Genomic DNA, 25,813 nt, shown 5'->3' with positions numbered 1-25,813 from the left:
CAGAGCGAGTGGGAGCCCGGCATGAGCCATGTCGAGAACGAACTCAGCAGCCAGCCCGAGTGCTGGAAGCGCGCCGCCGAGCAGGCGGCGCACCACAAGGACGCCCTTCCCGCGCCGGGCGAGCGGGTCGCGATCGTCGGCTGCGGCACCTCGCTCTTCATGGCCCAGGCCGCCGCCGCCCTGCGCGAGGGAGCGGGCCAGGGCGAGACGGACGCCTTCGCCGCCTCCGAGTACCCGGCGGGCCGCTCCTACGACCGGGTGGTCGCCCTCACCCGCTCCGGCACCACCACCGAGGTCCTCGAACTCCTCGCCCGGGTACGCGGCAGCGCCCGCACCACCGCGATCACCGCCGACCCCGAGACGCCGGTGATGCGGACCGCCGACGACCTCGTGGTGCTGGAGTTCGCGGACGAGGAGTCCGTGGTGCAGACCCGCTTCGCCACCACCGCGCTCACCCTGCTCCGCGCCCACCTCGGCCTCCACACCGAACAAGCCGTCGCCGACGCGCGCACCGCGCTGGCCGAGCCGCTGCCCGAAGGGCTCGTCGGGCGGAGCCAGTTCACGTTCCTCGGCCGCGGCTGGACCGTCGGGCTCGCCCAGGAGGCCGCGCTGAAGATGCGCGAGGCGTCGCTGTCCTGGACCGAGGCCTACCCCGCGATGGAGTACCGCCACGGCCCGATCAGCATCTCCACCGCCACCACGGCCACCTGGATGTTCGGCGAGGCCCCGGACGGCCTCGCCGACCAGGTGCGGGCCACCGGCGCGCAGTGGGTGGCCGGGCACCTCGACCCGCTGGCCGAACTCGTCCGGGCACAGCGGCTCGCGGTGGCCGTCGCGGCTGCCCGCGGCCTCGACCCGGACCGCCCGCGCCACCTCACCCGCTCGGTGATCCTCGACGGCTCCTGACCCGCGCCCGACCACCGACAAGAACAAGCAGCACAGCAGAGGACAGGGGAAGCACGATGCCACTCGCCCGGACCGGGGTCCTGGTCACCGAGGCCGCCGCCAAGCGCGGCGCGGTCGCGGCCTTCAACATCATCACGCTGGAGCACGCCGAGGCCGTCATCGCGGGCGCCGAGGCCGCGCACTCGCCGGTCGTCCTGCAGATCAGCGAGAACGCGGTGAGGTTCCGCTACGGCCGGGTGCTGCCGCTCGCCCGGGCGGCCGTCGCCGCCGCCGAGACCGCCGCCGTACCGGTGGCGCTCCACCTCGACCACGTCAAGCGCGACGACCTGCTGCGGCAGGCGGCCGACGCCGGGTTCAGCTCGGTGATGTACGACGGCGGACATCTGCCGTACGAGCAGAACCTCGCCGCGACCCGTGCCGCCGCTGATTGGGCGCACACCCAGGGCCTGTGGATCGAGGCCGAGCTGGGGGAGGTCGGCGGCAAGAACGGCCGGCCACCGCTGGACGCGCACGCGCCCGGCGCCAGGACCGACCCCGAGGAGGCGCGCGCCTTCGTCGCGGAGTCGGGGGTGGACGCGCTCGCCGTCGCCATCGGCAACACCCACGCCATGACCACCCGTACGGCCGAGCTCGACCACGGTCTGCTCAGCCGCCTCGACGCGGCGCTGCACGTCCCGCTGGTGCTCCACGGCTCCTCGGGTGTCCCCGACGACGAGCTGGCGGCGGCGGTCGCCGGCGGTATGTCGAAGATCAACATCGGTACGGCGCTGAACATCGCCATGACCGACGCGATCCGCGCCTATCTCGCCGCCCATCCGGAGGCGGTGGACGCCCGCGGTTATCTCACCGTCGGACGGCAGGCGATGGTGGAGACGGTCACCCGGCTGATCGGGGTGCTGACCGCCAAGGCGTGACACGCGCAGGAGGGGCGGGGCGGCGGGGCCGGGAGACCCGGAACCCGGTCGGCCACACGGGTGAAAGAACGGGCGCGCGGAGGGGGGAAACCCCGCCGCCTCCCCGCCCGGACCCGTCCGCCCCTCCCGGTGCTCTTCCGCCCGCGACCCGCTTCGTACACGATGAGCCTGTGGACAGGCATGAGCACGCACGGCTCGACGCGCTCCAGCGCGACCCCTATCCGCACTACGCGCGCGCCCGCCGCGCCGAGGGCCTGACCTTCGTCCCCGAGCTGGACGCCTGGCTGGTCGCGCGCGACGCCGACGTACGCGAGGTGCTGCGCCGGCCCGAGGCGTTCTCCTCGGCGAACGCGCTGCGCCCCGACGTGATCCCCGGCCCCGCCGTCCTCGCCGAACTCGGCTCCGGCTTCGGGGGCCGCCCCGTCGTCGTCACCTCGGACGGGCCCCAGCACCACCGGCTGCGCGCCCCCATCGTCCACGGCCTCTCACCCGCCCGGGTCGCCGCCGTGCTGCCGTACGCCGCCGAGCGCGCGACCGCCCTGGTGGACGCCTTCGCGGCGCGGGGCCGGGTGGAGCTGATGGGGGAGTACGCGACGCTGCTGCCCGGGGACGTCGTCGGACGGCTGATCGGCCTGGACGCGGCGGACGTCCCGGTGGCGGTACGCGGCGGACACCGGGCCGAGGAATTGCTGTTCCGGCCACTGGAGGAGGCCGAGCAGATCGCGGCGGCGCGGGACGTGGTGACGATGCAGCAACTGCTCGACACGTATCTGCGCGCGAGACGGGCCCGGCCGCGCGACGACCTGTGCACGGCGCTGCTCACCGCGCTGGCGCCGGGCACCGGTGAACTGACCCTGGAGGAGCGCCACGAAATGGTGGCCCACCTGCAGAACTTCCTGCTGGCCGGGCATCTGACCACGACCGCGCAGATCGGTACGACGGTGCTGCACCTGCTGCGGCACCGCGCGCAGTGGGAGCTGCTCTGCGCGAAGCCCGAGCTGATCCCCGCCGCGATCGAGGAGGCGGCGCGCTACGACTCGGCGCTCCAGGGGTTCCGGCGCATCACGACCCGGCCGGTGCTGCTGTCCGGGACCGAACTGCCCACGGGCGCGGCGGTCTTCGTGGCCTTCGGCTCGGCGAACCGGGACGCGCGCCGCCACGAGCGCCCGGACGTCTTCGACATCACCCGCCCGCCCGCGCGCCACCTCGCCTTCGGCCACGGCGCCCACAGCTGCCCGGGAGCGCAGCTGGCGCGCGAACAACTCCGCATCACCGTCCAACTGCTGACCAGCCGCTTCCCCACCCTGCGCCTGGCGTCCCCGGACGCACCGGTACGGATGAGGCCAACGCTGATCCACCGGTCACCGGAGGTGCTGGAGCTGGCGTGGTGAGGGGTGTTGCGGGCGGTCTTTCGTCTGCGGGTGGTGGTGGGCTGGTCGCGCAGTTCCCCGCGCCCCTTCGAGGCCGGGCCTCACGCCCCTGAGGGGGACGGTGGGGCGGGGGGAACAGGGGCCGAAGGTCCCGTTCCTTCAGGGGCGCGGGGAACTGCGCGACCGGCCCCCACCGGCCCGCAGGAGAAGACGAAAGCGGGGCCCGGGGGCCGCAGGCCACCGCCACGGGGTCCGGGGGCCTCGCCCCCGCCCACCCGCCTCCGGAGGATTCGGGGAAGGGGCGGGGTGGGGGAACTATCCTCGGCCCATGCCCACCCCCGCCAACCCCCTGCCCCCCCACACCCTGATCCTCGCCGGCACCACCGAAGCCCGCGAACTCGCCGCCGCCCTCGCCGCCACCGGCATCCGCGTCACCACCTCCCTCGCCGGACGCGTCGGCGCACCCCGCGCGCTCCCGGGCGAGCTCCGCGTCGGAGGGTTCGGCGGCGCCGAGGGGCTGGCGGCATGGATGCGGGAGCAGCACGTCACCGCGCTCCTCGACGCCACCCACCCCTTCGCCCACCGCATCAGCGAGAACGCCGCCGAGGCCGCCCGCCGCACCGGTACCCCGCTCGTCGCCCTGCGCCGCCCCGGCTGGACCCCCGGCCCCGGCGACCGCTGGCACAGCGCGCGCACCCTCGACGAGGCCGCCGCCCTGCTGCCCGCCCTCGGCCGCCGGGTGTTCCTCACCACCGGCCGCCTCGGCCTCGCCGCTTTCGTACCCGTCGGTGAAAGCGGGCCCGTCGGTGAAGGCGTACCCGTCGGTGAAGGCGTACCCGTCGGTGAAAGCGGACCGGTCGGTGAAGGCGGACCCGACCCGCTCTGGTTCCTCATCCGTTCCGTCGAGCTCCCGGACCCCCCGACCCCCCGCCACTGCCAAGTCATCCTCGACCGGGGCCCGTTCACCCTCGACGGGGAGCGGCGGCTCCTGCGGGAGCACCGCATCGACGTGCTCGTCACCAAGGACAGCGGCGGCCCCGCCACCGCCGCCAAGCTCACCGCCGCCCGCGAACTGGGGCTGCCGGTCGTCGTGGTGCGCCGGCCGGAGCCGCCCGCCGGGGTGACCACCGCCCCGGACGTGCCGAGCGTCCTCGCGCTGCTCAGTCGCGCCGCAGCAGATACGTGTCCATGATCCAGCCCTTGCGCTCGCGGGCCCGCGCCCGCAGCTCCTCGATCCGGTCGGAGACCTCCGACAGGCGGCCCCGCACCAGGATCTCGTCCGGCGTGCCGACGTAGGCGCCCCAGTAGATGTACAGGTCCTGGTCGAGGTGGCGGGTGAAGGCCTGGCGCGCGTCCAGCATCACCACCACGTCGTCCACCCCCTCCGGCCAGCCCTCCGCGAGCCGCCGCCCGGTGGTGATCTGCACCGGCCGGGCCACCCGGTTCAGCCCCGTGCGGTGCTTGGCCAGGAGCGCCGAGACGCTGCTGATGCCCGGCACCACCTCGTGGTCGAACTCCACCGTGCCCCGCTCCAGGATCTCCTCCAGGATGCCGAGGGTGGAGTCGTACAGCGCCGGATCGCCCCACACCAGGAACGCCCCGCACTCGTCCTCGGCCAGTTCGTCCACGATGAACCGCTCGTAGAGGTCGGCCCGGCGGCGCCGCCAGTCGTCGACGGCGGGCGAGTAGTCCGATGTCTTGCGGTCGCGCTCGGGGTCGCGCGCCTCGACCAGCCGGTACGGGCGGCCGGTGACATGTGCGTCGAGGATGTCCCTGCGCAGCCCGGTCAGATCGGACTTCTCCTCGCCCTTCTCCAGGATGAAGAAGGCATCCGCCTTGTTCAGCGCCTTGACGGCCTGGAGCGTCAGATGGTCGGGGTCGCCCGCCCCGATGCCGATCACATAGATCTTTCTCACGGTCCCGAGTCTGCCCCATCCCTTCCACGACGCGAACGGCGAGGCCTACCGGGACGGCGGGGCACGGCCTATCCTCCGACCATGCGTGTCGCACTCTTCGTCACCTGCGTCAATGACGCGGTGTACCCGGCCACGGGCATCGCGACGGTGAGACTTCTCGAACGCCTGGGCGTGGAGGTCGACTTCCCGCCCGGCCAGACGTGCTGCGGACAGGCCCAGTTCAACACCGGCTACCGCCGCGAGACCGAGCCGCTGGTACGCCGGATGGGGGCGGTGTTCGAGGGGTACGACCACGTGGTCACGCCGTCCGGCTCCTGCGCGGCCATGATCCGCGACAACTACCCGCGCCTCGCCCGCAGGGCCGCCGCCGAGGGCCGGGGCACCGAGCTCGGCGCCATCGCCCAGTCGCTGGTCCCGAGGGTGCATGAGCTGTCCGAGTTCCTGGTCGACGTCCTCGGTGTCACGGATGTCGGCGCGTACTTCCCGTACACCGTCACTTATCACCCCTCCTGTCATGGTCTGCGCATGCTGGGACTCGGTGACCGGCCACGGCGGCTCCTGGAGGCCGTCACGGGGCTCAAGCTGCGGGAACTGCCCGGCGCCGAGGAGTGCTGCGGCTTCGGCGGCACCTTCGCCCTCAAGAACCCGGACGTCTCGGCGGCCATGGGCACCGACAAGGCGGACAGCGCGCTCACCACCGGCGCCGAGGTGCTCTGCGGCGCCGACAGCTCCTGTCTGATGCATCTGGACGGCATCCTGCGCCGCCGGGGCGACCCCCTGCGGGCCGTGCACCTCGCCGAGATCCTGGCCAGTACGGAAGCGGAGCCCCACGTATGAGCGGCACCTTCGTCGGCATGCCGGCCTTCCCGAAGGCGGCCAGGGGCGCGGTCCACGACGCCACCCTGCGCGCCAACCTCCGCCACGCCACCCACACCATCCGCGACAAACGCGCCGCGGCCGTCGCCGAGCTCGCCGACTGGCAGGAGCTGCGCGAGGCGGGCAGGCAGATCAAGGACCACACCCTGCGCCATCTCGACCGGTATCTGGTGATGCTGGAGGAGTCGGTCGTACGCGCGGGAGGCACCGTCCACTGGGCGGCCGACGCCGAGGAGGCCAACCGCATCGTCGCGGACCTGGTCAAGGCCACCGGCGAGCACGAGGTCGTCAAGGTCAAGTCGATGGCCACGCAGGAGATCGGCCTCAACGAGGCGCTGGCCGCCGAGGGCATCTCCGCTTACGAGACCGACCTCGCCGAGCTGATCGTGCAGCTCGGCCACGACCGGCCGTCCCACATCCTCGTCCCCGCCATCCACCGCAACCGGGGCGAGATCCGCGACATCTTCCGCGAGGAGATGGGGAATTGGGGCCGCCCCGCCCCGGACGGCCTCAGCGACAGCCCCGCCGAGCTGGCCGAGGCGGCCCGGCTGCATCTGCGGGAGAAGTTCCTGCGCGCCAGGGTCGGGATCTCCGGCGCGAACTTCATGGTCGCCGAGACCGGCACCCTGGTCGTCCTGGAGTCCGAGGGCAACGGCCGGATGTGCCTCACCCTGCCCGAGACGCTGATCTCCGTGGTCGGCATCGAGAAGGTGATCCCCGCCTGGCGGGACCTGGAGGTCTTCCTCCAGACACTGCCGCGCTCCTCCACGGCCGAGCGGATGAACCCGTACACCACCATGTGGACGGGCACCACCGACGGCGACGGCCCCTCGGTCTTCCACCTCGTCCTGCTGGACAACGGCCGCACCGACACCCTCGCCGACGAGGTGGGCCGCCAGGCGCTGCGCTGCATCCGCTGCTCCGCCTGCCTCAACGTCTGCCCGGTGTACGAACGGGCCGGCGGCCATGCGTACGGCTCGGTCTACCCCGGCCCCATCGGCGCCATCCTCAGCCCCCAACTGCGCGGCACCGCGAGCGAGATCGACGCCTCGCTCCCGTACGCCTCCTCCCTCTGCGGGGCGTGCTACGAGGTGTGCCCGGTCGCCATCGACATCCCCGAGGTGCTGGTGCATCTGCGCGAGCGCGTCGCGGACCGGGGTGGCCGGGGCCACCGGCTGGAGAAGGCGGCGATGAAGGCGGCGAGTTGGGCGATGGACCGGCCTGCGGTGCTGGCGGCGGCCGAGCGGGCGGCGACCCGGACCCGGCGGATGCACCCGGCCAACCCGCCCGGCGCCGGAGCGTGGACGGCCAGCCGCGCCCTGCCCGAACTGCCGCCGGAACCGTTCCGCGACTGGTGGAAGAAGAGGGACCGATGAACTCCCGCGACCGCATCCTGGCCCGCGTCCGCACGGCGGTGGCCGACGCCCGCGAGGCACCGGACCCCGCCCGCGACTACCTCACCAGCCACACCCCGGACGACCCCGGCGCCCTCGTCGACCTGCTGCACGAGAACCTGGCCGACTACCGGGCGCTCGTGCACCGCACGGACACCGAGGGCCTGCCGGCGCTGCTGGCCCGGCTGCTCGCCGAGCGCGGCGCGGCGACGGTCCTGGCGCCGGCCGGGCTGCCCCCGCGCTGGCTGGGCGCCGCCGACGCCGTACAGGTGCGGGACCGGGCCGCGTCCACCCCGGCCGAACTCGACGCGGTGGACAGCGTGGTGACCGGCTGCGCCCTCGCCGTCGCCGAGACCGGCACCCTCGTCCTGGACGGCGGCCCGGACCAGGGCAGGCGCCGGATCACGCTCGTCCCGGACCACCACATCTGCGTCGTCCGCGTGCCCGACCAGGTGGTGGCGTCGGTCCCGCAGGCCCTGGCGCGGCTCACCCCGACACGCCCGCTGACCTGGATCTCGGGACCGTCCGCGACGAGCGACATCGAGCTGGACCGGGTGGAGGGCGTACACGGCCCGCGCACGCTGGAAGTGGTGCTGGTCGGCGCCTGAGGCGGCCGGGCTCCCGGGGGCCGCCGTCAGCGGGTGAGCCGGGGCGCCTCGGCCGCCGCGTCCACCGGTCCGGGCAGCCGCTCCGCGAGCGCCCGGGCCCACGCCATGAGCCCGGCCGGATCGATCCCGTACAGCGGTGTCCCCCTGTACCGCCCCAGCGAGTCCGTGCCCCGCGCGAGCAGCGCGGCGCCGCCCTTCGCGTTGCCGCGCGCGGCGTGCGTGAGCCCCACGGCGAGCTGGGCGAGCCCCCGCCACAACTCGCGCTCGCTCTCCGGCCCCGACTTCCAGGCGTCCTCGAACACCTCGTGCGCGTGGAACGGCATCCCCGCGTCGAGCAGCCGCTGCGCCTCCCGCACGGTCTCGTCCGGGGTGCGCACCACCCCCTCCGCCAGCCGCTCCACTCCGGGCGAGCCGTACGGCAGGGGCCGCCCCAGCCCGTCCCTGGGCCGCGCGTTGCGCGCCCGCCCCTCGGCGTCCCGGTCCCGGCGCGAAGAAGTCTCCATACGCCCATTGTCCCCTCCGTCGCTCCCCGTACCGGAACACCGCCCTGAGTGAGGTATGGTTCTCATGCACGACCGGCCAGGGGAAACCCCAGGTCAGACGGGCACCGGGACGTGGCGCAGCTTGGTAGCGCACTTGACTGGGGGTCAAGGGGTCGCAGGTTCAAATCCTGTCGTCCCGACTTGCGTGACGCGAGTCAGAGGCCGTATCGGAAACTTCCGATGCGGCCTCGGTGTTTTTCGGGGACCGGTCGGCCGCGGGCTGCCCCCGGCTCAGCGGGGGGAGCTGACCTGGCCCAGGAACAGCCCGCGTTGCCGATCACCAGGGTGCCGACGCCGTGCCGGGTCCCGGGCACGGTGCTCACAACGTATCGCCGGGAGCTCCGCCGGCTCATCCGGAATGCGTGGCCGTTTTCCGCAGCCGGGGGAGGCGTCAGGGGGTGCCCAGGGTCTGGGAGGGCAGCTCGCCGAAGCGCGCGCGGTAGCTGTCCGCGAAGCGGCCCAGGTGGGTGAAGCCCCAGCGGTAGGCCGCCTCTCCCACGGTCAGCCGGCCGGGGTCGGCCTGGCGCAGCTCCGCGTGGACCCGGCTCATCCGGACGTCGCGCAGATACGCCATCGGGGACATGCCGAGATGACGGCGGAAGCCCTCCTGGAGCCAGCGCGCGCCGACCTGGCCCAGGCCGGCGAGTTCGGTGGTGGTGTAGGGGCGCTCGGGATGGGCGTGGATCGCGTCCACGACCCGCTTGACCGGGCCGGGCAGCACGGCCCCGACCGGCTTGTCGAGCTCCTCGCGGTAGCGGTGGCCGGTGGCCAGGAGCAGCCCCGTGAGCAGGGCGTCCTGGAGGCGGGCCGCCATGAGCGGCTGAGCGAGCGCCCCGTGCTCGTTGTCCATTTCCCGTACGACCAGGGCCACCATGCGCGACCAGCTCAGACCGGGGCCCCGGGCGATGTCGACCTCGGGTTCCAGCCGTGTCCCGGTGGGGACCGAGCGGTCGAGCAGGACCTCCAGATGACGCAGCAGGGCCTGGGCCTCCACCTTGACGGCGAACAGCCGGCAGTCCCGGTTCCACCGCTCCAGCGTCGGCTCGCCCTCGGGCTGGAAGACGGCCGCGCGCCGTGCGGTCGCGGTGGCCGAGGTCCGCGCCTGGCGCCAGCTCAGCTCCCCGGAGAGGGGGACGTCGACGTGGTAGGCCCCCAAGTCGCCGAAGCGCATCCGCACATCGGCGCCCCAGCGCAGGTCGCCCAGGGTCAGCGGCCCCAGCCGCGTGACGTCGAAGACGGCGTCGAGCCGGTGCGTACGGTCCAGTACGTCGATGGAGGTGGCGTAGTACGTCTCGCCGATCACCTGGCGTGCCTCGTCGAGGTCCCCGGTACGGAAGGAGAGCCGGGACGCGGTCGGGGTGCCCCGCGTGCCCGAGTGCGAAGTCGCCTGCATGGCCCCCATCTTCCCCGGCGCCCGGCCCGGCCGTCACCGCCGGCCGCGCACACGATCCGGCGCGGGCGGCGTCCGGCTCGCTCGTGTGTTCCTCCGGTCGGGCCGTATCGCGGGAATTGCGGCGGTCCCGGAGAAATCCGGTGCCGCCCCTCTGTGTTTACCGGAAAAGCCGGTGAACGCGTCGTACTCTTAGGCGGTTGTCGGCTATCGGGTCATCATCAGAACTCTCCGGTCCGTCCATTGAGGGTCCGTGGGACGGCTGACGGGAGAGGCGATGCGGGAGATCACCCGAAGGGCAGTGCTGGAGACCGGACTTGGCGCCGTGGCGGCGGTCTCGGTCGCCGGGTGCGGGGCCGGCGGGGAGCGGGGCGCCGCCGGGGGACCGCAGCCGCCGGGCAACGGGCCGGGCCGCCCGGCCGCGCCCAACGCCCCGGTGAAACCGCACTTCAAGATGGTCGGTGACGGTTCGACCGCGGACACCGGTCCACAGCCCAACCAGCCCAGACCCCTGCCGCTCGAACCGGGACAGACCCCGCCGCAGTTCGTGGTCTTCTCCTGGGACGGCGCCGGGGAAGTCGGCAACGGGCTCTTCCCGCGCTTTCTGGAACTCGCCCGCGACCACGGCGCCTCGATGACGTTCTTCCTCTCCGGGCTCTATCTCCTGACGGAATCCGGCAAGTCGCGCTACCGGCCGCCCAATAATCCGATCGGCGCCTCGGACATCGGTTATCTGAACGACGCACATGTGCGCGAGACACTTCGCTGTGTACGGGAGGCGTGGTGGGACGGCCATGAGATCGGGACGCATTTCAACGGCCATTTCTGCGGTGGCCCGGGATCGGTGGCCAACTGGTCGCCCGGCCAGTGGCGCAGCGAGATCGAACAGGCCGTCTCCTTCGTCACCGAGTGGCGGACCAACACCGGCTGGCGCGACCTGGAACCGCTGCCCTTCGACTACCGCAAGGAGCTGATCGGCGGTCGCACCCCCTGCCTGCTCGGCCAGGACAACCTGCTGCCCACCGCCCGGCAGCTCGGCTGGCGCTACGACGCCTCCTCGCCCGGCGGGCGCCAGGTGTGGCCGGGAAAGCGCCAGGGGATCTGGGACCTGCCGCTCCAGGGCGTGCCCTTCCCCGGGCACTCCTTCGAGGTGCTGTCGATGGACTACAACATCCTCGCCAACCAGTCCGCGAACACCACCCGGGGCACGCCCTCGCGCTACCCGGCCTGGCGGCAGCAGGCCACCAGCGCCTATCTCGCCGGTTTCCAGCGCGCGTACGAGACGAACCGCGCGCCCTTCTTCATCGGCAACCACTTCGAGGAGTGGAACGGCGGCATCTACATGGACGCCGTCGAGGAGGCGCTGAAGGGAATGGCCGGGAAGAAGGACGTACGGCTGGTCTCCTTCCGCCAGTTCGTGGACTGGCTCGACGCCCAGGACCCCCGGGTGCTGGACAGGCTGCGGGCGCTGGACGTCGGCCAGGCCCCGGCGGGCGGCTGGAACGCCTACTTCAAGGCCGCCTGAACGCCCCCGGGACGGCCCGAACGGCCCCCGGCGCCCCTGACACCCCGTACGACGTGAACGTCCCGAACGACGTGAACGCCCCGAACGACCTGAACGAAAGGGCCGCCGCCGTGCACGAGATGAGAGCCGAGCGGGACTCCGGCGAGACCGGGGCAGCGGGCCGGGGAGCCCTGCTCTGGCACGTCATGAGCACCGACGAGCCGAGGACGATGTGCGGACGCACGCTCGCCCGCCCGCAGGCAGCGGTCCCACCGGACCCGGACCTCTCCGACGCCGACCGCTACTGCGCGGACTGCATGGCGGCCTGCTGAGGGCGGGCCTCCCGGCCTCCTCGCCGCTCAGAGGCGGCCCGCCGGCTCCTCACGCCGTATCTCCACCGGGATGTGCGGCGCCGTCACCCAGCTGCCGAGGGTCAGCCACACCGCCGCGAAGAGCCAGCCCCCGAGCACATCGGTCAGCCAGTGCACCCCGAGGTAGACACGGGAGAGGCCGACCGCCGCACCCCACAGCAGGATCAGCGCCGCGGCGAGGCGGCCCGAGGACGAGCGGGAGCGCCTCGTCACGCCCCAGGCCAGCAGCCCGGCGGTCAGCGCCGAAGTGGTGGTGTGACCGGAGGGGAAGGAGTAACCCGAGGCGTGGGTGGCCCAGTCGGCCAGGGCGGGGCGCGGGCGGGCGACGGCGGCCATCACGGCGAACCGCACGGCCTGGCCGAGGGCGAGGACCGCGAGGGCGCCCGCCGCCGCGCACAGGCGCTGGCGGGGGTCCCGCCCGGCCAGCAGCCCGGCGCCGACGGCCAGCAGATACGGGAGCGGCCCGGTGCCGGTGGCGGTGAGCGCGCGGGCCAGCGCCTCCGCCACCGGCGGGCGGTGGTGCACCGCCCAGGAGTGCGAGGCCCGGTCGCCGGGCAGCGGTGCCCCGTCCCGTACGGCGACGACCACCGTGAGCAGGACGAACAGCAGCAGGCACACGGCCGCTCCGACGCGCCGGGCCCTTGTCATCGGGCGGCCACCAGCGGGCGCAGCCGGGTGTCGCGGAGCCGGTCCACCCACGGCGCGGCCCGGCGCGCGAGCAGCGTGAGGACCAGGGCGACGACGGCGCCCACGGCCAGACCGGCCAGCACGTCGTGCGGATAGTGCGCGCCGATCCAGACCCGGGAGGCGGCCATGAGCAGCGCGGCGGGCACCGCGATCGCGCCGAGGAGCCGGTCGCCCAGCAGGAGCGCCACCGCGGACGCCGCCGCGATCGCCGCGTGGTTGCTGGGGAAGGACCAGTCGCCCAGCGCCGGACAGGCCTCCACGGTCATCACGTGCAGGCTCTGGCAGGGCCGCTGTTCGTGGACGGCCGCTTTGGCCAGGTCGTTGACGGCGAAGGCGGCGACCACGACGAGCGGCGCGGCCAGCGCCGCGGCCAGCCGGGCGCCGCCGGCCGGACGGGCCCGCCACCAGGCGAGGACCATCAGCACCGCGAAGAGCCCCAGGCCGTAGTCCGACCAGAGCCGGACCGCCGTGTCGACCGGGCCCGGCGCGTCGTGCGCGAGCTCGGTGACCCAGGTGTACCAGCCGTTGTCGAAGTGCATCAGTGGGTGTCCTCTGCGGTGCGGGCGCGGCGGGCGCGCAGGATCTCCAGGGCGATCGGGAGCAGCGAGACGGCGACGACCAGCGCCACCAGCGGCAACAGATAGCGGTCGATGTTCGGGATGGACGAACCCAGCGCATACCCGCCGAGGACGAGTCCGCACGTCCACACCGCGCCTCCGGCGACCTGCCAGAGCGCGAAGACGCCGGCGGGGACGCCGAGCACGCCCGCGAGCGGGTTGAGCACGGTCCGGACGATCGGAACGAAGCGGGCCAGGACGATCGCCTTCGCGTGGCCGTACTTGGCGAGCAGCTCCTCGGCGCGCGCCGCGCCCTCATGGAGCTTGCGGGACCTGGTCCGGGCGAGAAGCGCCCGGCCGCCGCGGCGGCCGATCCAGTACCCCACCTGCGCTCCGGTGAGCGCGCCCGCCACGGAGGCGAGCAGGACCTGCGGCAGCGAGAGGGAGACCGGCCCGTCCCCGCCCGGCACGCACAGCAGCCCGGCGGTGAACAGCAGCGAGTCGCCCGGCAGGAAGAAGCCGACGAGCAGGCCGGTCTCGGCGAACAGCACGACGGCGACGCCGATCGCGCCGAAGGCCGAGAGCAGCGAGCCCGCGTCCAGCACGTTCACGGCCTGGGGGGTGGCGGCGAACAGGGGTACGGCCATGGCGGTGGGCCCTCCCATAATGGTTTGCGGGCCGAGAGCAGCTCGCGGCCCGACTGACTACAGTGCTGTAGACGGTCTACAGAACTGTAGACGAAAGATCGAGGAGGATCGTTCCCATGGGCGTCGTTGACGGGTCCGGCCCCTTCGCCGGCCGTGCGGGCGGCGACGCGCGGCGGCCCGCCGGGGAGCTGGAGGCGGGTGTGCTCGCCGCGCTGTGGGCCGCCGAGGGCCCCCTCACGCCCGGCGAGGTCCAGGGCGCCCTGGGCGGCAGCCTGGCCCGCACCACCGTGACCACGATCCTCACCCGGCTCTACGAGAAGGGCGCCGTCACCCGCGACCGCTCCGGCCGGGGCTTCGCCTACACCCCCACCGAGGACTCGCCGGGCCTCACCGCCCGCCGGATGCACACCGAACTCGCCAAGGAGGAGGACCGCTCCACGGTCCTCGCCCGCTTCGTCTCGCAACTCAGCGACGAGGACGAACGCCTGCTGCGGACCCTGCTCGACGGGGAGGCGGGCGCGCCCGGCGAGGCGATATCCGGCGACCGGACCTCCCTCGGCCAGGACCGTGCCGGGGGTGACCGGAAATGATTTTCGCGGTGTGGGTTCCGCTGCTCGTCCCGTTCCTCGCCGTCCCGGCGGCGTGCCGGCTCGCCGAGGCACTTCCGCCCAGGCCCGCCGCCTGGCTCCTCACCGCCACCACCACCGGCCTCGCCCTCTGCTCGGCGGCTGCCCTCGGACTGCTGACCGCCGCGGGCGCCCTGCGGCTCCCGTTGGTCGCGGCCCTCGGCCATCTGGTGACCCCGTTCGACGCGGTGCCCGGCGCGGTCGCCCTGCCCGCCGCCTGCGCGGCCGGCGCCCTGCTCGCCCTGTGCGGCGTCGCCCTGATCCGCACCGTCCGCCGCCAGACCGGCGAGGTGCGGGCCGTCCGTCGCCGTCTCGCGCCCGCCACCGGGGAGCTCGCGGTGGTGCGCGACCCGGGCCCGTACGCCTACGCGCTGCCCGGCCGCCCCGGCCGCATCGTGGTGACCACCGGCATGCTGCGCGCCCTCGACCCGGCGGAGCGCGAGGCGCTCTTCGCCCACGAGCGCGCCCATCTGCGCGCCCGTCACCACCTCTTCCTCGCGGCGGCCGAGCTCGCCGCGCATCTGCACCCCGCGCTCCGCTCGCTGCGCGCGCCCCTGGAGTACGCCCTGGAGCGCTGGGCGGACGAGGCCGCCGCCCGGGCCGTGGGCGACCGCCGGCTCGCCGCCCGCGCCATCGGCCGCGCCGCCCTCGCCGGACGCACCGCCGCGCCCGCGCCGCGCGCCGTCCTCGCGGCGGCCACCGGACCGGTGCCGCGCCGGGTCGCCGCCCTCCTGGACCGCCGCCCGCCCGCCGCACCGCTCCGCTCGCGCGACCCCCGCCTGATAGCGGCGGCGCTGCTCGCCTGCCTCTGCGCCTCCGCCGTCTCGGCGGCCGAGGCAGCGGTCGATCTGCACGGCGGCATCGAGACGGCCCAGGGCGAGGACTGACCGCCCCGCGAACGGGAACCCCGGTGGTCGGCGATGACCCGTACGGCCCAGCAACACCGGGGCCCCGGGCCCCGCGCCACGGAGAGTGGAGTGCGTACGCCCGTGGGGCGTGCCACGCCACGAACGGCCACCGCGGAGGCAGTCATGACATGCATCAACCGACGGGACCTGGGACTGCTGGTCCTGCGGGTGGGCACCGGAGCCGTCCTCGCGGCGCACGGCGCCCAGAAGCTCCTGGGCTGGTTCGGGGGCGGCGGCATCGAGGGCACGGCCGCGGCGATGGAGCACATGGGCTTCCGCCCCGGCAAACAGAGCGCGGTGGCCGCCGGGCTCGGCGAGGCCGGCGGCGGCGCCCTCCTGGCCCTGGGCCTCGCCACCCCGGCGGCCGGGGCGGCGGCGGCCGGGGCGATGGCGGGCGCGGTCTCGGTACACGCCCCGGCCGGCTTCTTCGCCACGGCCGGCGGCTTCGAGTACCCGGCGTTCCTCGGCTTCACGGCCGCCGCGATCGGCGTCGCCGGAGCCGGCCGCTACTCCCTCGACCACGCCACCGGCCACGTCCTGGACCGGCCGTGGACGGTCGCCCTGGCGTTCCTCGGCAGCGCGGCGGCGGCAGCGGTGGTCGTGGGGCGGCGGGCGCAGGGGCAGGACGGGGACGGGGGCGAGGACGCGGGGGCGGAGGCCGACGCCTCTCCGGAGGCGGGGGCGTAACCCGGGGCGCGCGGCCGGCCCGCGCCAGGACACGCGACCGGCGCGGGAGTTGAGAGGGAGGGTCAGGTCACAGAGTCATACAGAGTCATACGGCGGACGGTGGCCTACCCTGTCAGGCGACGGGACCGGGGGTACCTCGTGTTCACGGACGGCCCCGGTGCGTGGCGTTCGACGCGGTCTTGGTGTGCTCCGGCGTGCCGTCTGGCTGCAAGCAGGTCCGCGTCATCAACGGCTGCCCTCTTGATGCTCACTGCGGGTGGCGTCGGTAGGAGGGCCCTTCGGCACGGCGGCACCTGGGCTCGTACGGGTCCGCCGACCGATTCCCGGTAGGGCGTCGCTGTAGCGGAACGTCCCGATCCTTTCGTCATGCTGTGTGTTGAGCCGGTGGATCACGATCATTCCCGCGATGATCACGACAATGATCACGACGACGGTGACGGCGGTCTCCACGTCCTCACCTCCTCGGGGCGGGGGTGGAACTAGAGATCCCGGTCGCGGCTCCGTCAGCCGAAGCGGCTCCGCCGTCGGTCTCCCATTTCTCTTCCCGGTTATGAGCCTCTGCCGCGTCCCGGCTGATGGCCTCGTCGGCCATCAGACCGCCGGCGGTGCGGATGCCCCCCGGAGAGGTTGCCGCTGCCATCAGCCGGGCGGCGGCGGCCGGTTCCGCCTCCGGAGGGATCACCAGCAGGTCCAGGCGGCCCACCGTGTAGGAGAGGAGGATCACTTTGTTCGGGTCCTGCTCGGCGGCGAACCAGCCGACATGCACCGTGTGGCCCGTGACGGGGACCTTGCGCGGGATGACGGGCCAGTGGGTCGGGTTCACGGTGACGTGGGTGATCCGGCCCCAGCACGTGTCCAGTGCGTCTGTCAGAGTGGGGATCTCGCGGAGGAGATCACGGGAGCGGGGCCACCAGGCGCCGTCCAGGAGACCGGGAACCGAACCGATCGGGGTCAGGGACAGCCGGGCCGCCGACGAAGGCAGGCGTTGTTGGATGATCGTGGGTTCGATGGTCGCGGTCATGACGCGGACCTGTCCCCGGGCCTCCTCTCGGAGGCCGGTGTTGTTGCTCGCCGGAAATGGCACCGACATGGCGGCCGGCGTGCGAAGTACTCCCGGTCCTCTCACTGTACGCCGCTGCGGAGGTCCGGGACGTGTGCGTGAGCAGGCAGTCCGCCGATGGACAACGGGGCCCGGAAACGTCGCGCAGCCGCTGCGGCGGGGCACGGCTTACGGTGAGAGGACGAGGTCCCGCGTTCGGCGGCGGCACCGCTTCCCGCAGACAGGCGGACACACCATGAGCGAATCCGACATCCCTCGCGTTCCACGTCTTCTGCCGGACGCGATCCATCGGGCCGCTAAACCCGGGACGGTCCTTCTGAGGCTGGAGACGACACGGTCCCGGGAAGGCAACTTCGACGGTGCGTGGTGGCCGCGTTCCCGCGACATCGGTGCTGAGCTGCCCGACCTCGTCCACGCGCTGACCGTGCATCTCGGCTCCATCACGCGCGTCGGTCTGGACGCCAGCGCTTGGGATGAACTTCCCCCGCACCTGGTGATCGACGACCAGGTCGTCCGTATCGACTCCTTTCCGGTGGGTGACGACACCGTCCTGATCACTCGCGGCGGCCAGGACCACTTCTCCCTTCTCGTGGTCCCGCCCCACGCGACAGCCGAGGCCGCCCGTGCCGCGATGGCCAGGGCTGTCCGGGCCGACAACGTCACCGATGCCGCACAGATCCTCATCGACACCGGCACCCGTCAGGCATACACGGTCCCCGCGGAGGGCCTTCGGAGCGGCGAGGAACACCACGAGCCCGAGGAATGACTTCCGGAGCTCCGGGTGCCCGTAGGGCTGTATGTGCCGGGCGGTGCCCTCAAGGCGGTCGAGGCGGTGCCCCCGTCGGAGTGGATGCCCGGTCGTGGTGTCCGCCGGGGCTCCGCCGGTGCCGTTAGGGTGCGCGACGTGGCCCGTACCCGGCTGTACCGCGACGGCTCCCTGGCCGAGGAGGACTTCCCGGTCCGGGACATCTCCCGGCATCTGGAGGACCCGTCCACCACCGTGTGGTTGGACCTGTACCGCCCGGACCGAGCCGAGTTCACGGCGGTCGGCGAGGCACTCGGTCTGCACGAGCTGGCTCTCGAGGACGCGTTGCACGAGGGACAGCGGGCGAAACTCGACAACTACCGCACCCACCACTTCCTCAGTATCTACGCGGTCGCCGTCGACCCGGACGGCGTGGGACTGACGATGAGCGAGCTCGCGGTCATCCTCACGCCGCAGGCCCTGATCACGGTCCGCAAGGACGCAGCGTTCGCCCTCGACGAGCTGGTCGCCCGCTGGGACCGCACCCCGGCTCTGGCAGCGCACGGGGTCGCCTTTCTGCTCCACGGTCTGCTCGACCATGTCGTCGACGGGCACTTCGCCGCGGTACGGCGGCTCGACGAACGTATCGAGGAACTGGACGCTCTGCTCTTCGCCGAAGGCGGCCGGCAGATCCAGACCGTACAGCGCCAGTCCTACGCCCTGCGGAAAACACTGGTCCGGCTCCGCCGCGTGGTCCTGCCCATGCGGGAGGTCGTCAACGCCCTCATGCGCCCCGACCTCGACGTCGTCGACGGGCCCTTGTTGCCGTACTACCGAGACGTGTACGACCACGTGCTGCGTGCCGGCGAGTGGACGGAGTCGCTGCGCGACCTGGTGGCCTCGGCGATGGAGACCAACCTGTCGGTGCAGGCGAACCGGATGAACCTGATCATGAAGAAGGTGACGAGCTGGGCCGCGATCATCGCCGTGCCCACCGCGATCACCGGCTTCTATGGACAGAATCTTCCCTACCCCGGCTTCGCACACCAGTCGGGATTCATCGTGTCCAGCGCCGTCATCCTCGTTGCCTCTGTGACGCTGTACTTCGTTTTCAAGAACGGGGACTGGCTCTGATCGCACACCCCCTGCGTGCTCCTCGCCGGCCGGGGCTGGGCCGGTTCCAGAAGTCGGCCCCCGTGCGGGTTGCAAGACTTCGGGCTGTGTGCCAGTTCACGTGCTGCGACCGACCGTCGTGAAGGAGGCGTTCATGACGGCTGTCTCTACTGGCTCCCGTGGCACCGCCCGTGCGACTCACATTCGGTCTCAGCGATGCCGTTGCACACCCACGCCAGGGTTTGGCCACCGTTGGGAAGGACGGCGTGGGCTTGGGAGTCGCAGTCCGTTGACGGTGGCCTCGGACCAGTCCCCCCGGGTCCGCACTCCTGGCGCGATCCCGGGGGTGTTGTCACCGGACCCGGCTGGGAAGGCTCCACCTTGCCCGGACCTGGACCGGCCGCGCTACCTGACGGGAGTCCGCTCGGGTCGTCAACGGAGTACTGTGGTGTTACCGAGGGTATTTCGTGCATCGGCTTCCATGACGTTGTCGCTTTCGGCGATGTGATCACGCCGGGCCGGTTCCGGTCGGCCCGGAGCAGGGTGCGCGTCATGACTGCGACCGCTTGCCCCACGCCGACCCCCGTACGTCCTCCTCCCCATCACTGCGGATTCCTTCCGCTCTTCTCGGTCCCTCGCCGACGGCCGTGCCCGATCCGCCGTCGGCGTTGATCACGTGGGGCCTGTTGAACCGCGCGTACCGGCCCGCCGCCCGGGCCGGCGTACCGCAGAGTTCTCCCGGCTGAGCCGGGCCGCCCCACCAGAGCCTCAGCAGCAGCCCGAGACCCCGGCCGCGCCGCAGACGACAGGCCGGGGTCCTCCCGTGCCGTGTGCTTCCCGGACCGCTCGGGTCCGGGACCGTCATCGACGTAAGGAAAGTGAGAACCATGGGTGTTCTGATCACCGTGCTGGCGGTGTGCGCCGTGGCCGGACTGGTCCTGCTCGCCCTGAGCGTGCGCAACGTCCAGCAGTACGAGAAGGGCGTGGTGTTCCGCTTCGGGCGGCTGCTGCCGGACATACGAGGGCCCGGCCTGCGCGTCATCCGGCCGATCGGGGACCGGATGCGGAAGGTGTCCGTACAGACCGAGGTCCTCGGCATCCCGCCGCAGCGGTCCATCACCGCCGACAACGTGACGCTCACCGTCGACGCGGTCGTTTACTTCAAGGTCATCGACCCGGTCAGGGCCCTGGTGAACGTCCGCAACTATCCTGCCGCTGTCTCCCAGATCGCGCAGACGTCGCTCCGCTCGGTCATCGGAAGGGCGGACCTGGACACGCTGCTCTCCGACCGCGACCACATCAACGCGGAACTCAAGAAGGTGATGGACGCCCCCACCGAGGAGCCCTGGGGTCTGCGCATCGAACGCGTCGAGATCAAGGACATCGCCCTGCCGGAGCCCATGATGCGCTCCATGTCCAAGCAGGCCGAAGCCGAGCGGGAACGCCGGGCGCGGGTCATCGCGGCCGACGGAGAGTTCCAGGCGTCCCAGCGGCTGACCGACGCCGCCGCGACGATGGCCGACACCCCCGGGGCACTCCAACTGCGGTTGCTGCAGACCGTGGTGGACGTCTCCGCCGAGAAGAACAGCACCCTCGTGATGCCGTTCCCCGTGGAGATGCTCCGCTTCTTCGAGCACCAGAGCAGGGAGACGGGCGACGAGTCCGCGGGCCGGCGCGTGCACCGGACCGCCAGGCGCCCCGCGCTGTCCACCAGCGCTGTGATCCCCGAGCCGGCCACCTCGGTACCTGCCCTCGCACCGTCGGTGTCCCTGCCCGGGGAGCGGGCCGGCAGCCGTGCCGAGGTGGCCCGGGAGCGGCGGGACAACTGGCCGACGCGGCGGGATGCCGAGGAAGCCTTGAGCGGTTGACCGTTCCGGGCCGCCCGGGGTGACGCGATCGTCCTGGTGTGGTGCGGTGCGGAACAGCTGATGGCCCCGGTGACAGCATGTCACCGGGGTCACAGCGGTCCGGGGTGGCTGAAGCGGCCGGCCCGCCGTTGGATGCGGTGCCGACGGGTGCGGTGGCGCACCGGCGGATGTGCGGCCCGCGCGTCGAGGCGGGCGTAGAAGACGTGCTTGGCGCCCTCGATCAGCACCAGGTAGAGCACGACCATCAGGCCCAGGGTGAGGAGGAGTCCGAGCGGCAGGGACTGGAAACCGAGTGGTCCCGCGAGCGGGGACATCGGCAGCGCGACACCGACGGTGACGACGCCGATGGCGCTGACCAGCAGGGGGCGGCTGGGCCGGCTGCGGTAGAACGGCACCCGGCGGGTGCGGATGGCGAAGACGACCAGTGCCTGCGTGGCGAGGGACTCCACGAACCAGCCGGAGCGGAACAGTTCGGCGCCGGTGTGGAAGATCTCGATCATGACCGCGAAGGTGAGGAAGTCGAAGAGGGAGCTGACGGGCCCGAAGAAGAGCATGAAGCGACGGATGAAGGCGATGTCCCAGTGTGAGGGCGCGCGCAGTTGCTCCGGGTCGACGTGGTCGGTGGGGATGGTCAACTGCCCCGCGTCGTAGAGGAGGTTGTTGAGCAGGATCTGTGAGGGCAGCATCGGCAGGAAGGCCAGCACCAGGGAGGCTCCAGCCGCACTGAACATGTTGCCGAAGTTGCTGGAGGTGCCCATCAGGACGTACTTGATGGTGTTGGCGAAGATCCGGCGGCCCTCGGCGACCCCGTCGGCGAGAACCCCGAGGTCCTTCTCCAGGAGCAGGACGTCCGCCGCGTCCTTGGCCACGTCGGTCGCGGTGTCCACGGACAGCCCCACGTCGGCCGCGTGCAGGGCCAGCGCGTCGTTCACGCCGTCGCCCAGGAACCCGATGTCGCGGCCCCGGCGCCGCAGCGCCCGTACGACCCGTGCCTTGTCCTGGGGCGAGACGCGGGCGAAGACGGTGGTGGTCTCGGCCGCACGGGTCAGCTGGTCGTCGTCCAGCTGACCGATGTCCTGGCCGGTGAGGGCGCGGCCGGGCGGCAGGCCGAGGTCGGCGCAGACCTTCTGGGCGACTAGCGCGTTGTCGCCCGTACAGATCTTGACGGTGATGCCGAGGTCGGCGAGGCGGCGCAGTGAGGCGGCGGCGCCGGTCTTGGGCGGGTCGAGGAAGACCAGGAAGCCGGCCAGACACAGCCGGTACTCGTCGGCGGCACTGAGGGACGTCTGCCCGTCCGCGTCCCGGGTGGCCACGGCGACCACCCGGCTGCCCGCCGCGAAGTGCTCCTGGAGCACCGCCGCGGCCTTCTCCGGTACGTCACCGCAGCGGGCCAGGACCGCCTCGGGCGCGCCCTTGGCGACGAGAAGGCGGCTGCCGTCCGGGCGCTCGACGAGCGCGGAGCCCAGCTGCCGGTCGTGGTCGAAGGGCAGCAGCGCGAGCCGGTGGTGTCCGGCCGGGGGTTTGCCCGTGGCCTGCCACAGCGCGCTGTCCAGCGCGTTGCCGCCCACGTGGTCGAGGTCGCCCTCGGTGGCCAGCAGGCCGAGCTTCAGCACCGTGTCGGAGAGTGCGCCGGCCGGGTCGAGGGCCGCCTCGAAACGGATGCGGCCCTCGGTGAGCGTGCCGGTCTTGTCGGTGACCAGGACATCCATGTCGCCCAGGTCCTCGATGCACACCAGCCGCTTGACGAGGACCTTGCGCCGCGCCAGCTGCCGGGAGCCGGTGGCCAGGCTCGTGCTCACCACGGCCGGCAGCAGCTGTGGGGTGATGCCCACCGCGATGGCCAACGAGAAGAGCAGAGCGTCGAGCAGCGGGCGCTGGAGCAGGAGGTTGATGACGAAGATCCCGGTGGTGAGGGCGGCGGCGACCTTGAGGAGCAGCATGGAGAAGCGGCGCAGCCCCGCCTGGAAGTCGGTCTCCGGCTGCCGTTCCCCCAGCCCCAGCGCGATCCGCCCGAACTCGGCACGGCCCCCGGTGGCGACGACCACTCCGGTCGCGCTGCCCCCGTGCACCACCGTCCCCATCAGCGCGCAGGAGGTCAGCTCGGCCAGGGCCGCCCCTGCGGCGACCGGCTCCGGGTCCTTGTCGGCGGGGGCGGACTCCCCGGTGAGGACGCTCTCGTCGCAGGCGAACGCGGTGCACTCCAGCAGGCGCAGGTCCGCCGGGACCACCTGCCCCAGCGTCAGCCGGACGACATCGCCCGGCACCAGCTCGGTCACATCGACCTCGGTGGCCGCGCCGCCGCGGATCACCACAGCCGTGTGCCGCACCCGCGAGTGCAGGGCCTGTGCCGCCCTCTCCGCCCGGTACTCGTTGACGAAGCCCAGCGCGACGCTCAGCACCAGAATCCCCGCGATGATGACCGCGCCGGTCCGCTCGCCGAAGAAGTACGAGACCCCGGCCGTCACCGCGAGCAGGATCAGCAGGGCACTGCGCAGCTGCCGCCCGAGGACCGCCAGGACGCGGACGTGGTGGGTGCGCACGGCGTTCGGCCCGACGGCCGCGAGCCGCTCGGCCGCCTCACCCTTCTCGCCCCCCGACAGGCCGTCGGGGCTGCTCGCGAGCGCGGCCAGCACGGCCTTTGCGTCCTCGGCGGCGGCGTTCCCCACCCGCAGCTCAGCCGCACGGGTGGTCACCGACTCCGTGGTCACTGGCTCCAGGTCCATTCGGCGACCTCGGGCAGGTCCGCCCCATGGGCGCGGATCCAGTCGTGATGGCGGTAGCGGACGTCGACCATCCGCTGCCGCAACGCAGCCGCGCGGACCGCGAGGCCCGGCACCCGGTCGATGACGTCCATGACCAGCCGGTACCGGTCGAGGTCGTTGCGTACGACCATGTCGAACGGAGTCGTGGTGGTGCCCTCCTCCTTGTAACCGCGCACGTGCAGGTGCGGGTGGTTGGCGCGGCGGTAGGCGAGCCGGTGGATCAGCCACGGATAGCCGTGGTACGCGAAGACGACGGGCTTGTCGGGGGTGAACAGCGCGTCGTACTCGCTGTCGGGCATGCCGTGCGGGTGTTCCTCCACGGGCAGCAGCCGGGCGATGTCCACGACGTTGACCACCCGTACCGCGAGGTCGGGCAGATGGCGGCGGAGCAGCGAGGCCGCGGCCAGCACTTCGAGGGTGGGGACGTCACCCGCGCAGGCGAGCACCACGTCGGGCTCGCCGAGGTCGGCCTCGGTGCCCGCCCACTCCCAGATGCCGGCGCCGCGGGCGCAGTGCGCGCGGGCGGCGTCGAGGTCGAGCCAGTCGAAGCACGGCTGCTTGCCCGCGACGACGACGTTGACGTAGTCGCGGCTGCGCAGCACGTGATCCGCCACGCACAGCAGGGAGTTGGCGTCCGGCGGATAGTAGACCCTTACCACCTCCGGCGACTTGTTGAGCACGTGGTCGACGAAGCCGGGGTCCTGATGCGAGAAACCGTTGTTGTCCTGGCGCCACACGTGCGAGGTGAGCAGGTAGTTGAGGGAGGCGATCGGGCGGCGCCAGGGGAGTCGGCGGGCGACGCGAAGCCACTTGATGTGCTGGTTCGCCATGGAGTCGACGATGTGGACGAATGCCTCGTAGCAGGAGAACAGGCCATGCCGACCGGTGAGGAGGTAGCCCTCCAGCCAGCCCTGACAGGTGTGTTCGGAGAGGATCTCCACCACCCGGCCGCCGCGCTCCAGGTGTTCGTCCGTGGACAGTATCTGGGCCTCCCACGCCTTGCCGCTCGCCTCGTAGACGGCCTGGAGGCGGTTGGAGGCCGTCTCGTCCGGGCCGACCAGCCGGAAGTCGCGCCGCTCGCCCGTGTCGGCCATCACCTGCGCGAGCAGGTCGCCGAGGACGCGGGTCGGCTCGTGCGCTGTCGCGCCGGGCTTGTCGACGGGGACGGCGAACCGCTCCAGGGACGGTACGGGCAGGTCGCGCAGCAGCAGGCCGCCGTTGGTGTGCGGGTTGGCGCCCAGCCGGTGTGCGCCGTCGGGGACACACGCCAGGACCTGCTCCCGGGGGCGCCCGTGATCGTCGAAAAGTTCCTCGGGACGGTAGGAGCGCAGCCACCGCTCCAACTGCCTCAGATGGTCCGGGTTCTCGCGTACGGCCGGCAGCGGCACCTGGTGCGCTCGCCAGGTGCCCTCCACCGGGAGGCCGTCGACCTCAGCGGGCCCGGTCCAGCCCTTCGGCGTACGCAGGACGATCACCGGCCACCGCGGGCGTTCGGCAGCGCCCTCCGTGCGGGCCGCGTGCTGGAAGGCGGCGATGCGGTCCAGGGCCTCGTCCATGGCACGAGCCATCGTCTGGTGGACGGTGTGAGGGTCGTCCCCGGTGACATGGAGGGGCTCGTGGCCGTATCCCCTGAGCAGGGAGTCGAGTTCGCGCTCCGGTATCCGGGCCAGGACCGTCGGGTTGGCGATCTTGTAGCCGTTGAGGTGCAGGATCGGCAGGACGGCGCCGTCCCGTACCGGGTCGAGGAACTTGTTGGAGTGCCAGGACGCTGCCAGCGGGCCCGTCTCGGCCTCACCGTCGCCGATCACGCAGGCCACCAGAAGTCCCGGATTGTCGAACGCGGCCCCGTAGGCATGCGAGAGGGAGTAGCCCAGCTCGCCGCCCTCGTGGATCGATCCGGGAGTCTCGGGTGCGACGTGACTGGGGATGCCGCCCGGGAAGGAGAACTGCCGGAAGAGGCGGGCCATGCCGGCCGTGTCCCGTGTGATGTCCGGGTAGGTCTCGGTGTAGCTGCCCTCCAGCCAGGAGTTCGCCACCACGGCCGGTCCGCCGTGACCGGGCCCCCAGACGCAGATCGCGTCCAGGTTCCTCGCCTTGACGACCCTGTTGAGGTGGGTGTGGACCAGGTTCAGGCCCGGTGAGGTGCCCCAGTGCCCGAGCAGTCGCGGCTTGACGTGCTCAGGCGTCAGCGGCTCGGTCAGCAGTGGGTTGGACATGAGGTAGATCTGCCCGACGGCCAGGTAGTTCGCTGCCCGCCAGTGGGCGTCCAGCGCGCTCAGCTCCTCCTCGTCGAGGGAGCCGGGGGTGTCCGGAGTGTCGAGGGAGGTCTCGGTGGTGGGGCCGAGCGGCATGACGAACCCTT

25 protein-coding genes and 1 tRNA gene are annotated in these 25,813 nt (G+C 72.6%); 16 read left to right on the top strand and 10 right to left on the bottom strand.

Annotated features, from left to right (window positions below):
- Positions 1 to 21: 21 nt before the first annotated feature.
- The 4 genes from ACZ5ID_RS19525 (at position 22) to ACZ5ID_RS19510 (ending at position 4,382) form a co-directional block, all read left to right on the top strand.
- Positions 22 to 906, top strand: a complete 885-nt coding sequence (locus ACZ5ID_RS19525) for an SIS domain-containing protein (RefSeq protein WP_468899330.1) — start codon at positions 22 to 24, stop codon at positions 904 to 906.
- 56 nt (positions 907 to 962) lie between these two features.
- Positions 963 to 1,820: a class II fructose-bisphosphate aldolase gene (locus ACZ5ID_RS19520; RefSeq protein WP_468899328.1), complete on the top strand. Its 858-nt coding sequence runs from the start codon at positions 963 to 965 to the stop codon at positions 1,818 to 1,820.
- 170 nt (positions 1,821 to 1,990) lie between these two features.
- Positions 1,991 to 3,211, top strand: coding sequence for a cytochrome P450 (locus tag ACZ5ID_RS19515; protein WP_468899325.1), 1,221 nt, complete (start codon positions 1,991 to 1,993; stop codon positions 3,209 to 3,211).
- A 307-nt stretch (positions 3,212 to 3,518) separates the two neighbouring features.
- Entirely contained in the window at positions 3,519 to 4,382 is an 864-nt protein-coding gene (locus ACZ5ID_RS19510) for a precorrin-6A/cobalt-precorrin-6A reductase (protein WP_468899323.1), read from the top strand.
- Here the strand turns inward: ACZ5ID_RS19510 and cobF are convergent.
- Positions 4,351 to 5,106 carry a precorrin-6A synthase (deacetylating) gene (gene cobF, locus ACZ5ID_RS19505; protein WP_468899321.1) on the bottom strand — a complete coding sequence of 252 codons (756 nt, stop codon included), beginning with the start codon at positions 5,104 to 5,106 and terminating at the stop codon, positions 4,351 to 4,353. The two genes, ACZ5ID_RS19510 and cobF, sit on opposite strands and share 32 nt — an antisense overlap.
- Positions 5,107 to 5,187: 81 nt before the next feature.
- Here cobF and ACZ5ID_RS19500 point away from each other — a divergent pair, with 81 nt between their 5' ends.
- The 3 genes from ACZ5ID_RS19500 to ACZ5ID_RS19490 are packed head-to-tail and all read left to right on the top strand — an operon-like array spanning position 5,188 to position 7,984.
- Positions 5,188 to 5,943, top strand: a complete 756-nt coding sequence (locus tag ACZ5ID_RS19500) for a (Fe-S)-binding protein (protein ID WP_468899318.1) — start codon at positions 5,188 to 5,190, stop codon at positions 5,941 to 5,943.
- Positions 5,940 to 7,358 (top strand): LutB/LldF family L-lactate oxidation iron-sulfur protein, encoded by a 1,419-nt coding sequence (locus ACZ5ID_RS19495; RefSeq protein WP_468899316.1) that lies wholly within the window; start codon positions 5,940 to 5,942, stop codon positions 7,356 to 7,358. The genes ACZ5ID_RS19500 and ACZ5ID_RS19495 overlap by 4 nt, the downstream gene beginning before the upstream one ends.
- Positions 7,355 to 7,984: a LutC/YkgG family protein gene (locus tag ACZ5ID_RS19490; protein WP_468899313.1), complete on the top strand. Its 630-nt coding sequence runs from the start codon at positions 7,355 to 7,357 to the stop codon at positions 7,982 to 7,984. The genes ACZ5ID_RS19495 and ACZ5ID_RS19490 overlap by 4 nt, the downstream gene beginning before the upstream one ends.
- A 26-nt stretch (positions 7,985 to 8,010) precedes the next feature.
- Here ACZ5ID_RS19490 and ACZ5ID_RS19485 read toward each other — a convergent pair whose 3' ends face one another.
- Positions 8,011 to 8,487, bottom strand: coding sequence for a DUF309 domain-containing protein (locus ACZ5ID_RS19485; protein ID WP_468899310.1), 477 nt, complete (start codon positions 8,485 to 8,487; stop codon positions 8,011 to 8,013).
- Between the two features lie 105 nt (positions 8,488 to 8,592).
- Here ACZ5ID_RS19485 and ACZ5ID_RS19480 point away from each other — a divergent pair.
- A tRNA-Pro gene (locus ACZ5ID_RS19480) sits at positions 8,593 to 8,666 on the top strand.
- A gap of 251 nt (positions 8,667 to 8,917) precedes the next feature.
- On the opposite strand, the gene ACZ5ID_RS19475 is transcribed toward ACZ5ID_RS19480, so the two are convergent.
- Positions 8,918 to 9,919 (bottom strand): AraC family transcriptional regulator, encoded by a 1,002-nt coding sequence (locus tag ACZ5ID_RS19475; protein WP_468899307.1) that lies wholly within the window; start codon positions 9,917 to 9,919, stop codon positions 8,918 to 8,920.
- A 274-nt stretch (positions 9,920 to 10,193) separates the two neighbouring features.
- On the opposite strand from ACZ5ID_RS19475, the gene ACZ5ID_RS19470 reads away from it, so the two are divergent.
- The gene (locus tag ACZ5ID_RS19470; protein WP_468899458.1) at positions 10,194 to 11,441 is read left to right on the top strand and encodes a polysaccharide deacetylase family protein; all 1,248 of its coding nucleotides are present in this window, start codon (positions 10,194 to 10,196) and stop codon (positions 11,439 to 11,441) included.
- A gap of 53 nt (positions 11,442 to 11,494) precedes the next feature.
- Positions 11,495 to 11,752: a hypothetical protein gene (locus tag ACZ5ID_RS19465; protein WP_468899305.1), complete on the top strand. Its 258-nt coding sequence runs from the start codon at positions 11,495 to 11,497 to the stop codon at positions 11,750 to 11,752.
- A 27-nt stretch (positions 11,753 to 11,779) separates the two neighbouring features.
- On the opposite strand, the gene ACZ5ID_RS19460 is transcribed toward ACZ5ID_RS19465, so the two are convergent.
- Genes ACZ5ID_RS19460 through ACZ5ID_RS19450 form a run of 3 tightly spaced genes read right to left on the bottom strand, consistent with a single transcriptional unit; the run spans position 11,780 to position 13,682 of the window.
- Positions 11,780 to 12,439, bottom strand: a complete 660-nt coding sequence (locus tag ACZ5ID_RS19460) for a phosphatase PAP2 family protein (RefSeq protein ID WP_468899303.1) — start codon at positions 12,437 to 12,439, stop codon at positions 11,780 to 11,782.
- A complete protein-coding gene (locus ACZ5ID_RS19455; RefSeq protein ID WP_468899301.1) occupies positions 12,436 to 13,017 on the bottom strand; it encodes a phosphatase PAP2 family protein in 582 nt (193 codons plus the stop codon). The genes ACZ5ID_RS19460 and ACZ5ID_RS19455 overlap by 4 nt, the downstream gene beginning before the upstream one ends.
- On the bottom strand, positions 13,017 to 13,682 hold the full coding sequence (locus ACZ5ID_RS19450) for a DedA family protein (protein ID WP_468899299.1): 666 nt from the start codon (positions 13,680 to 13,682) through the stop codon (positions 13,017 to 13,019). The genes ACZ5ID_RS19455 and ACZ5ID_RS19450 overlap by 1 nt, the downstream gene beginning before the upstream one ends.
- A gap of 116 nt (positions 13,683 to 13,798) precedes the next feature.
- Here ACZ5ID_RS19450 and ACZ5ID_RS19445 point away from each other — a divergent pair, with 116 nt between their 5' ends.
- The 3 genes from ACZ5ID_RS19445 (at position 13,799) to ACZ5ID_RS19435 (ending at position 15,903) form a co-directional block, all read left to right on the top strand.
- Positions 13,799 to 14,272 carry a BlaI/MecI/CopY family transcriptional regulator gene (locus ACZ5ID_RS19445; RefSeq protein WP_468899296.1) on the top strand — a complete coding sequence of 158 codons (474 nt, stop codon included), beginning with the start codon at positions 13,799 to 13,801 and terminating at the stop codon, positions 14,270 to 14,272.
- Positions 14,269 to 15,195, top strand: coding sequence for a M56 family metallopeptidase (locus ACZ5ID_RS19440; RefSeq protein ID WP_468899293.1), 927 nt, complete (start codon positions 14,269 to 14,271; stop codon positions 15,193 to 15,195). Before ACZ5ID_RS19445 ends, ACZ5ID_RS19440 begins: the two co-directional genes overlap by 4 nt.
- A gap of 144 nt (positions 15,196 to 15,339) precedes the next feature.
- The gene (locus ACZ5ID_RS19435) at positions 15,340 to 15,903 is read left to right on the top strand and encodes a DoxX family membrane protein (protein ID WP_468899290.1); all 564 of its coding nucleotides are present in this window, start codon (positions 15,340 to 15,342) and stop codon (positions 15,901 to 15,903) included.
- A 225-nt stretch (positions 15,904 to 16,128) separates the two neighbouring features.
- Here the strand turns inward: ACZ5ID_RS19435 and ACZ5ID_RS19430 are convergent, their stop codons facing one another.
- Both ACZ5ID_RS19430 and ACZ5ID_RS19425 read right to left on the bottom strand, forming a co-directional pair.
- The gene (locus ACZ5ID_RS19430; RefSeq protein ID WP_468899288.1) at positions 16,129 to 16,353 is read right to left on the bottom strand and encodes a hypothetical protein; all 225 of its coding nucleotides are present in this window, start codon (positions 16,351 to 16,353) and stop codon (positions 16,129 to 16,131) included.
- A gap of 4 nt (positions 16,354 to 16,357) precedes the next feature.
- Positions 16,358 to 16,924, bottom strand: a complete 567-nt coding sequence (locus ACZ5ID_RS19425) for a DUF5994 family protein (protein WP_468899285.1) — start codon at positions 16,922 to 16,924, stop codon at positions 16,358 to 16,360.
- Positions 16,925 to 17,198: 274 nt separating this feature from the next.
- Here ACZ5ID_RS19425 and ACZ5ID_RS19420 point away from each other — a divergent pair, with 274 nt between their 5' ends.
- The 3 genes from ACZ5ID_RS19420 (at position 17,199) to ACZ5ID_RS19410 (ending at position 20,689) form a co-directional block, all read left to right on the top strand.
- Positions 17,199 to 17,729, top strand: a complete 531-nt coding sequence (locus ACZ5ID_RS19420) for a DUF5994 family protein (RefSeq protein WP_468899282.1) — start codon at positions 17,199 to 17,201, stop codon at positions 17,727 to 17,729.
- Positions 17,730 to 17,744: 15 nt separating this feature from the next.
- Positions 17,745 to 18,842, top strand: a complete 1,098-nt coding sequence (locus tag ACZ5ID_RS19415; protein WP_468899280.1) for a magnesium transporter CorA family protein — start codon at positions 17,745 to 17,747, stop codon at positions 18,840 to 18,842.
- A gap of 866 nt (positions 18,843 to 19,708) precedes the next feature.
- On the top strand, positions 19,709 to 20,689 hold the full coding sequence (locus ACZ5ID_RS19410) for an SPFH domain-containing protein (RefSeq protein WP_468899278.1): 981 nt from the start codon (positions 19,709 to 19,711) through the stop codon (positions 20,687 to 20,689).
- Between the two features lie 89 nt (positions 20,690 to 20,778).
- On the opposite strand, the gene mgtA is transcribed toward ACZ5ID_RS19410, so the two are convergent.
- Both mgtA and ACZ5ID_RS19400 read right to left on the bottom strand, forming a co-directional pair.
- Positions 20,779 to 23,412: a magnesium-translocating P-type ATPase gene (gene mgtA / locus ACZ5ID_RS19405; protein WP_468899275.1), complete on the bottom strand. Its 2,634-nt coding sequence runs from the start codon at positions 23,410 to 23,412 to the stop codon at positions 20,779 to 20,781.
- Positions 23,394 to 25,802, bottom strand: a complete 2,409-nt coding sequence (locus ACZ5ID_RS19400; RefSeq protein WP_468899272.1) for a phosphoketolase family protein — start codon at positions 25,800 to 25,802, stop codon at positions 23,394 to 23,396. The genes mgtA and ACZ5ID_RS19400 overlap by 19 nt, the downstream gene beginning before the upstream one ends.
- Positions 25,803 to 25,813: the final 11 nt, after the last annotated feature.

The sequence above is a fragment of the Streptomyces sp. NPDC031670 genome (genome assembly GCF_055580545.1).
This window is presented reverse-complemented; position numbering and strand designations above follow the sequence as displayed.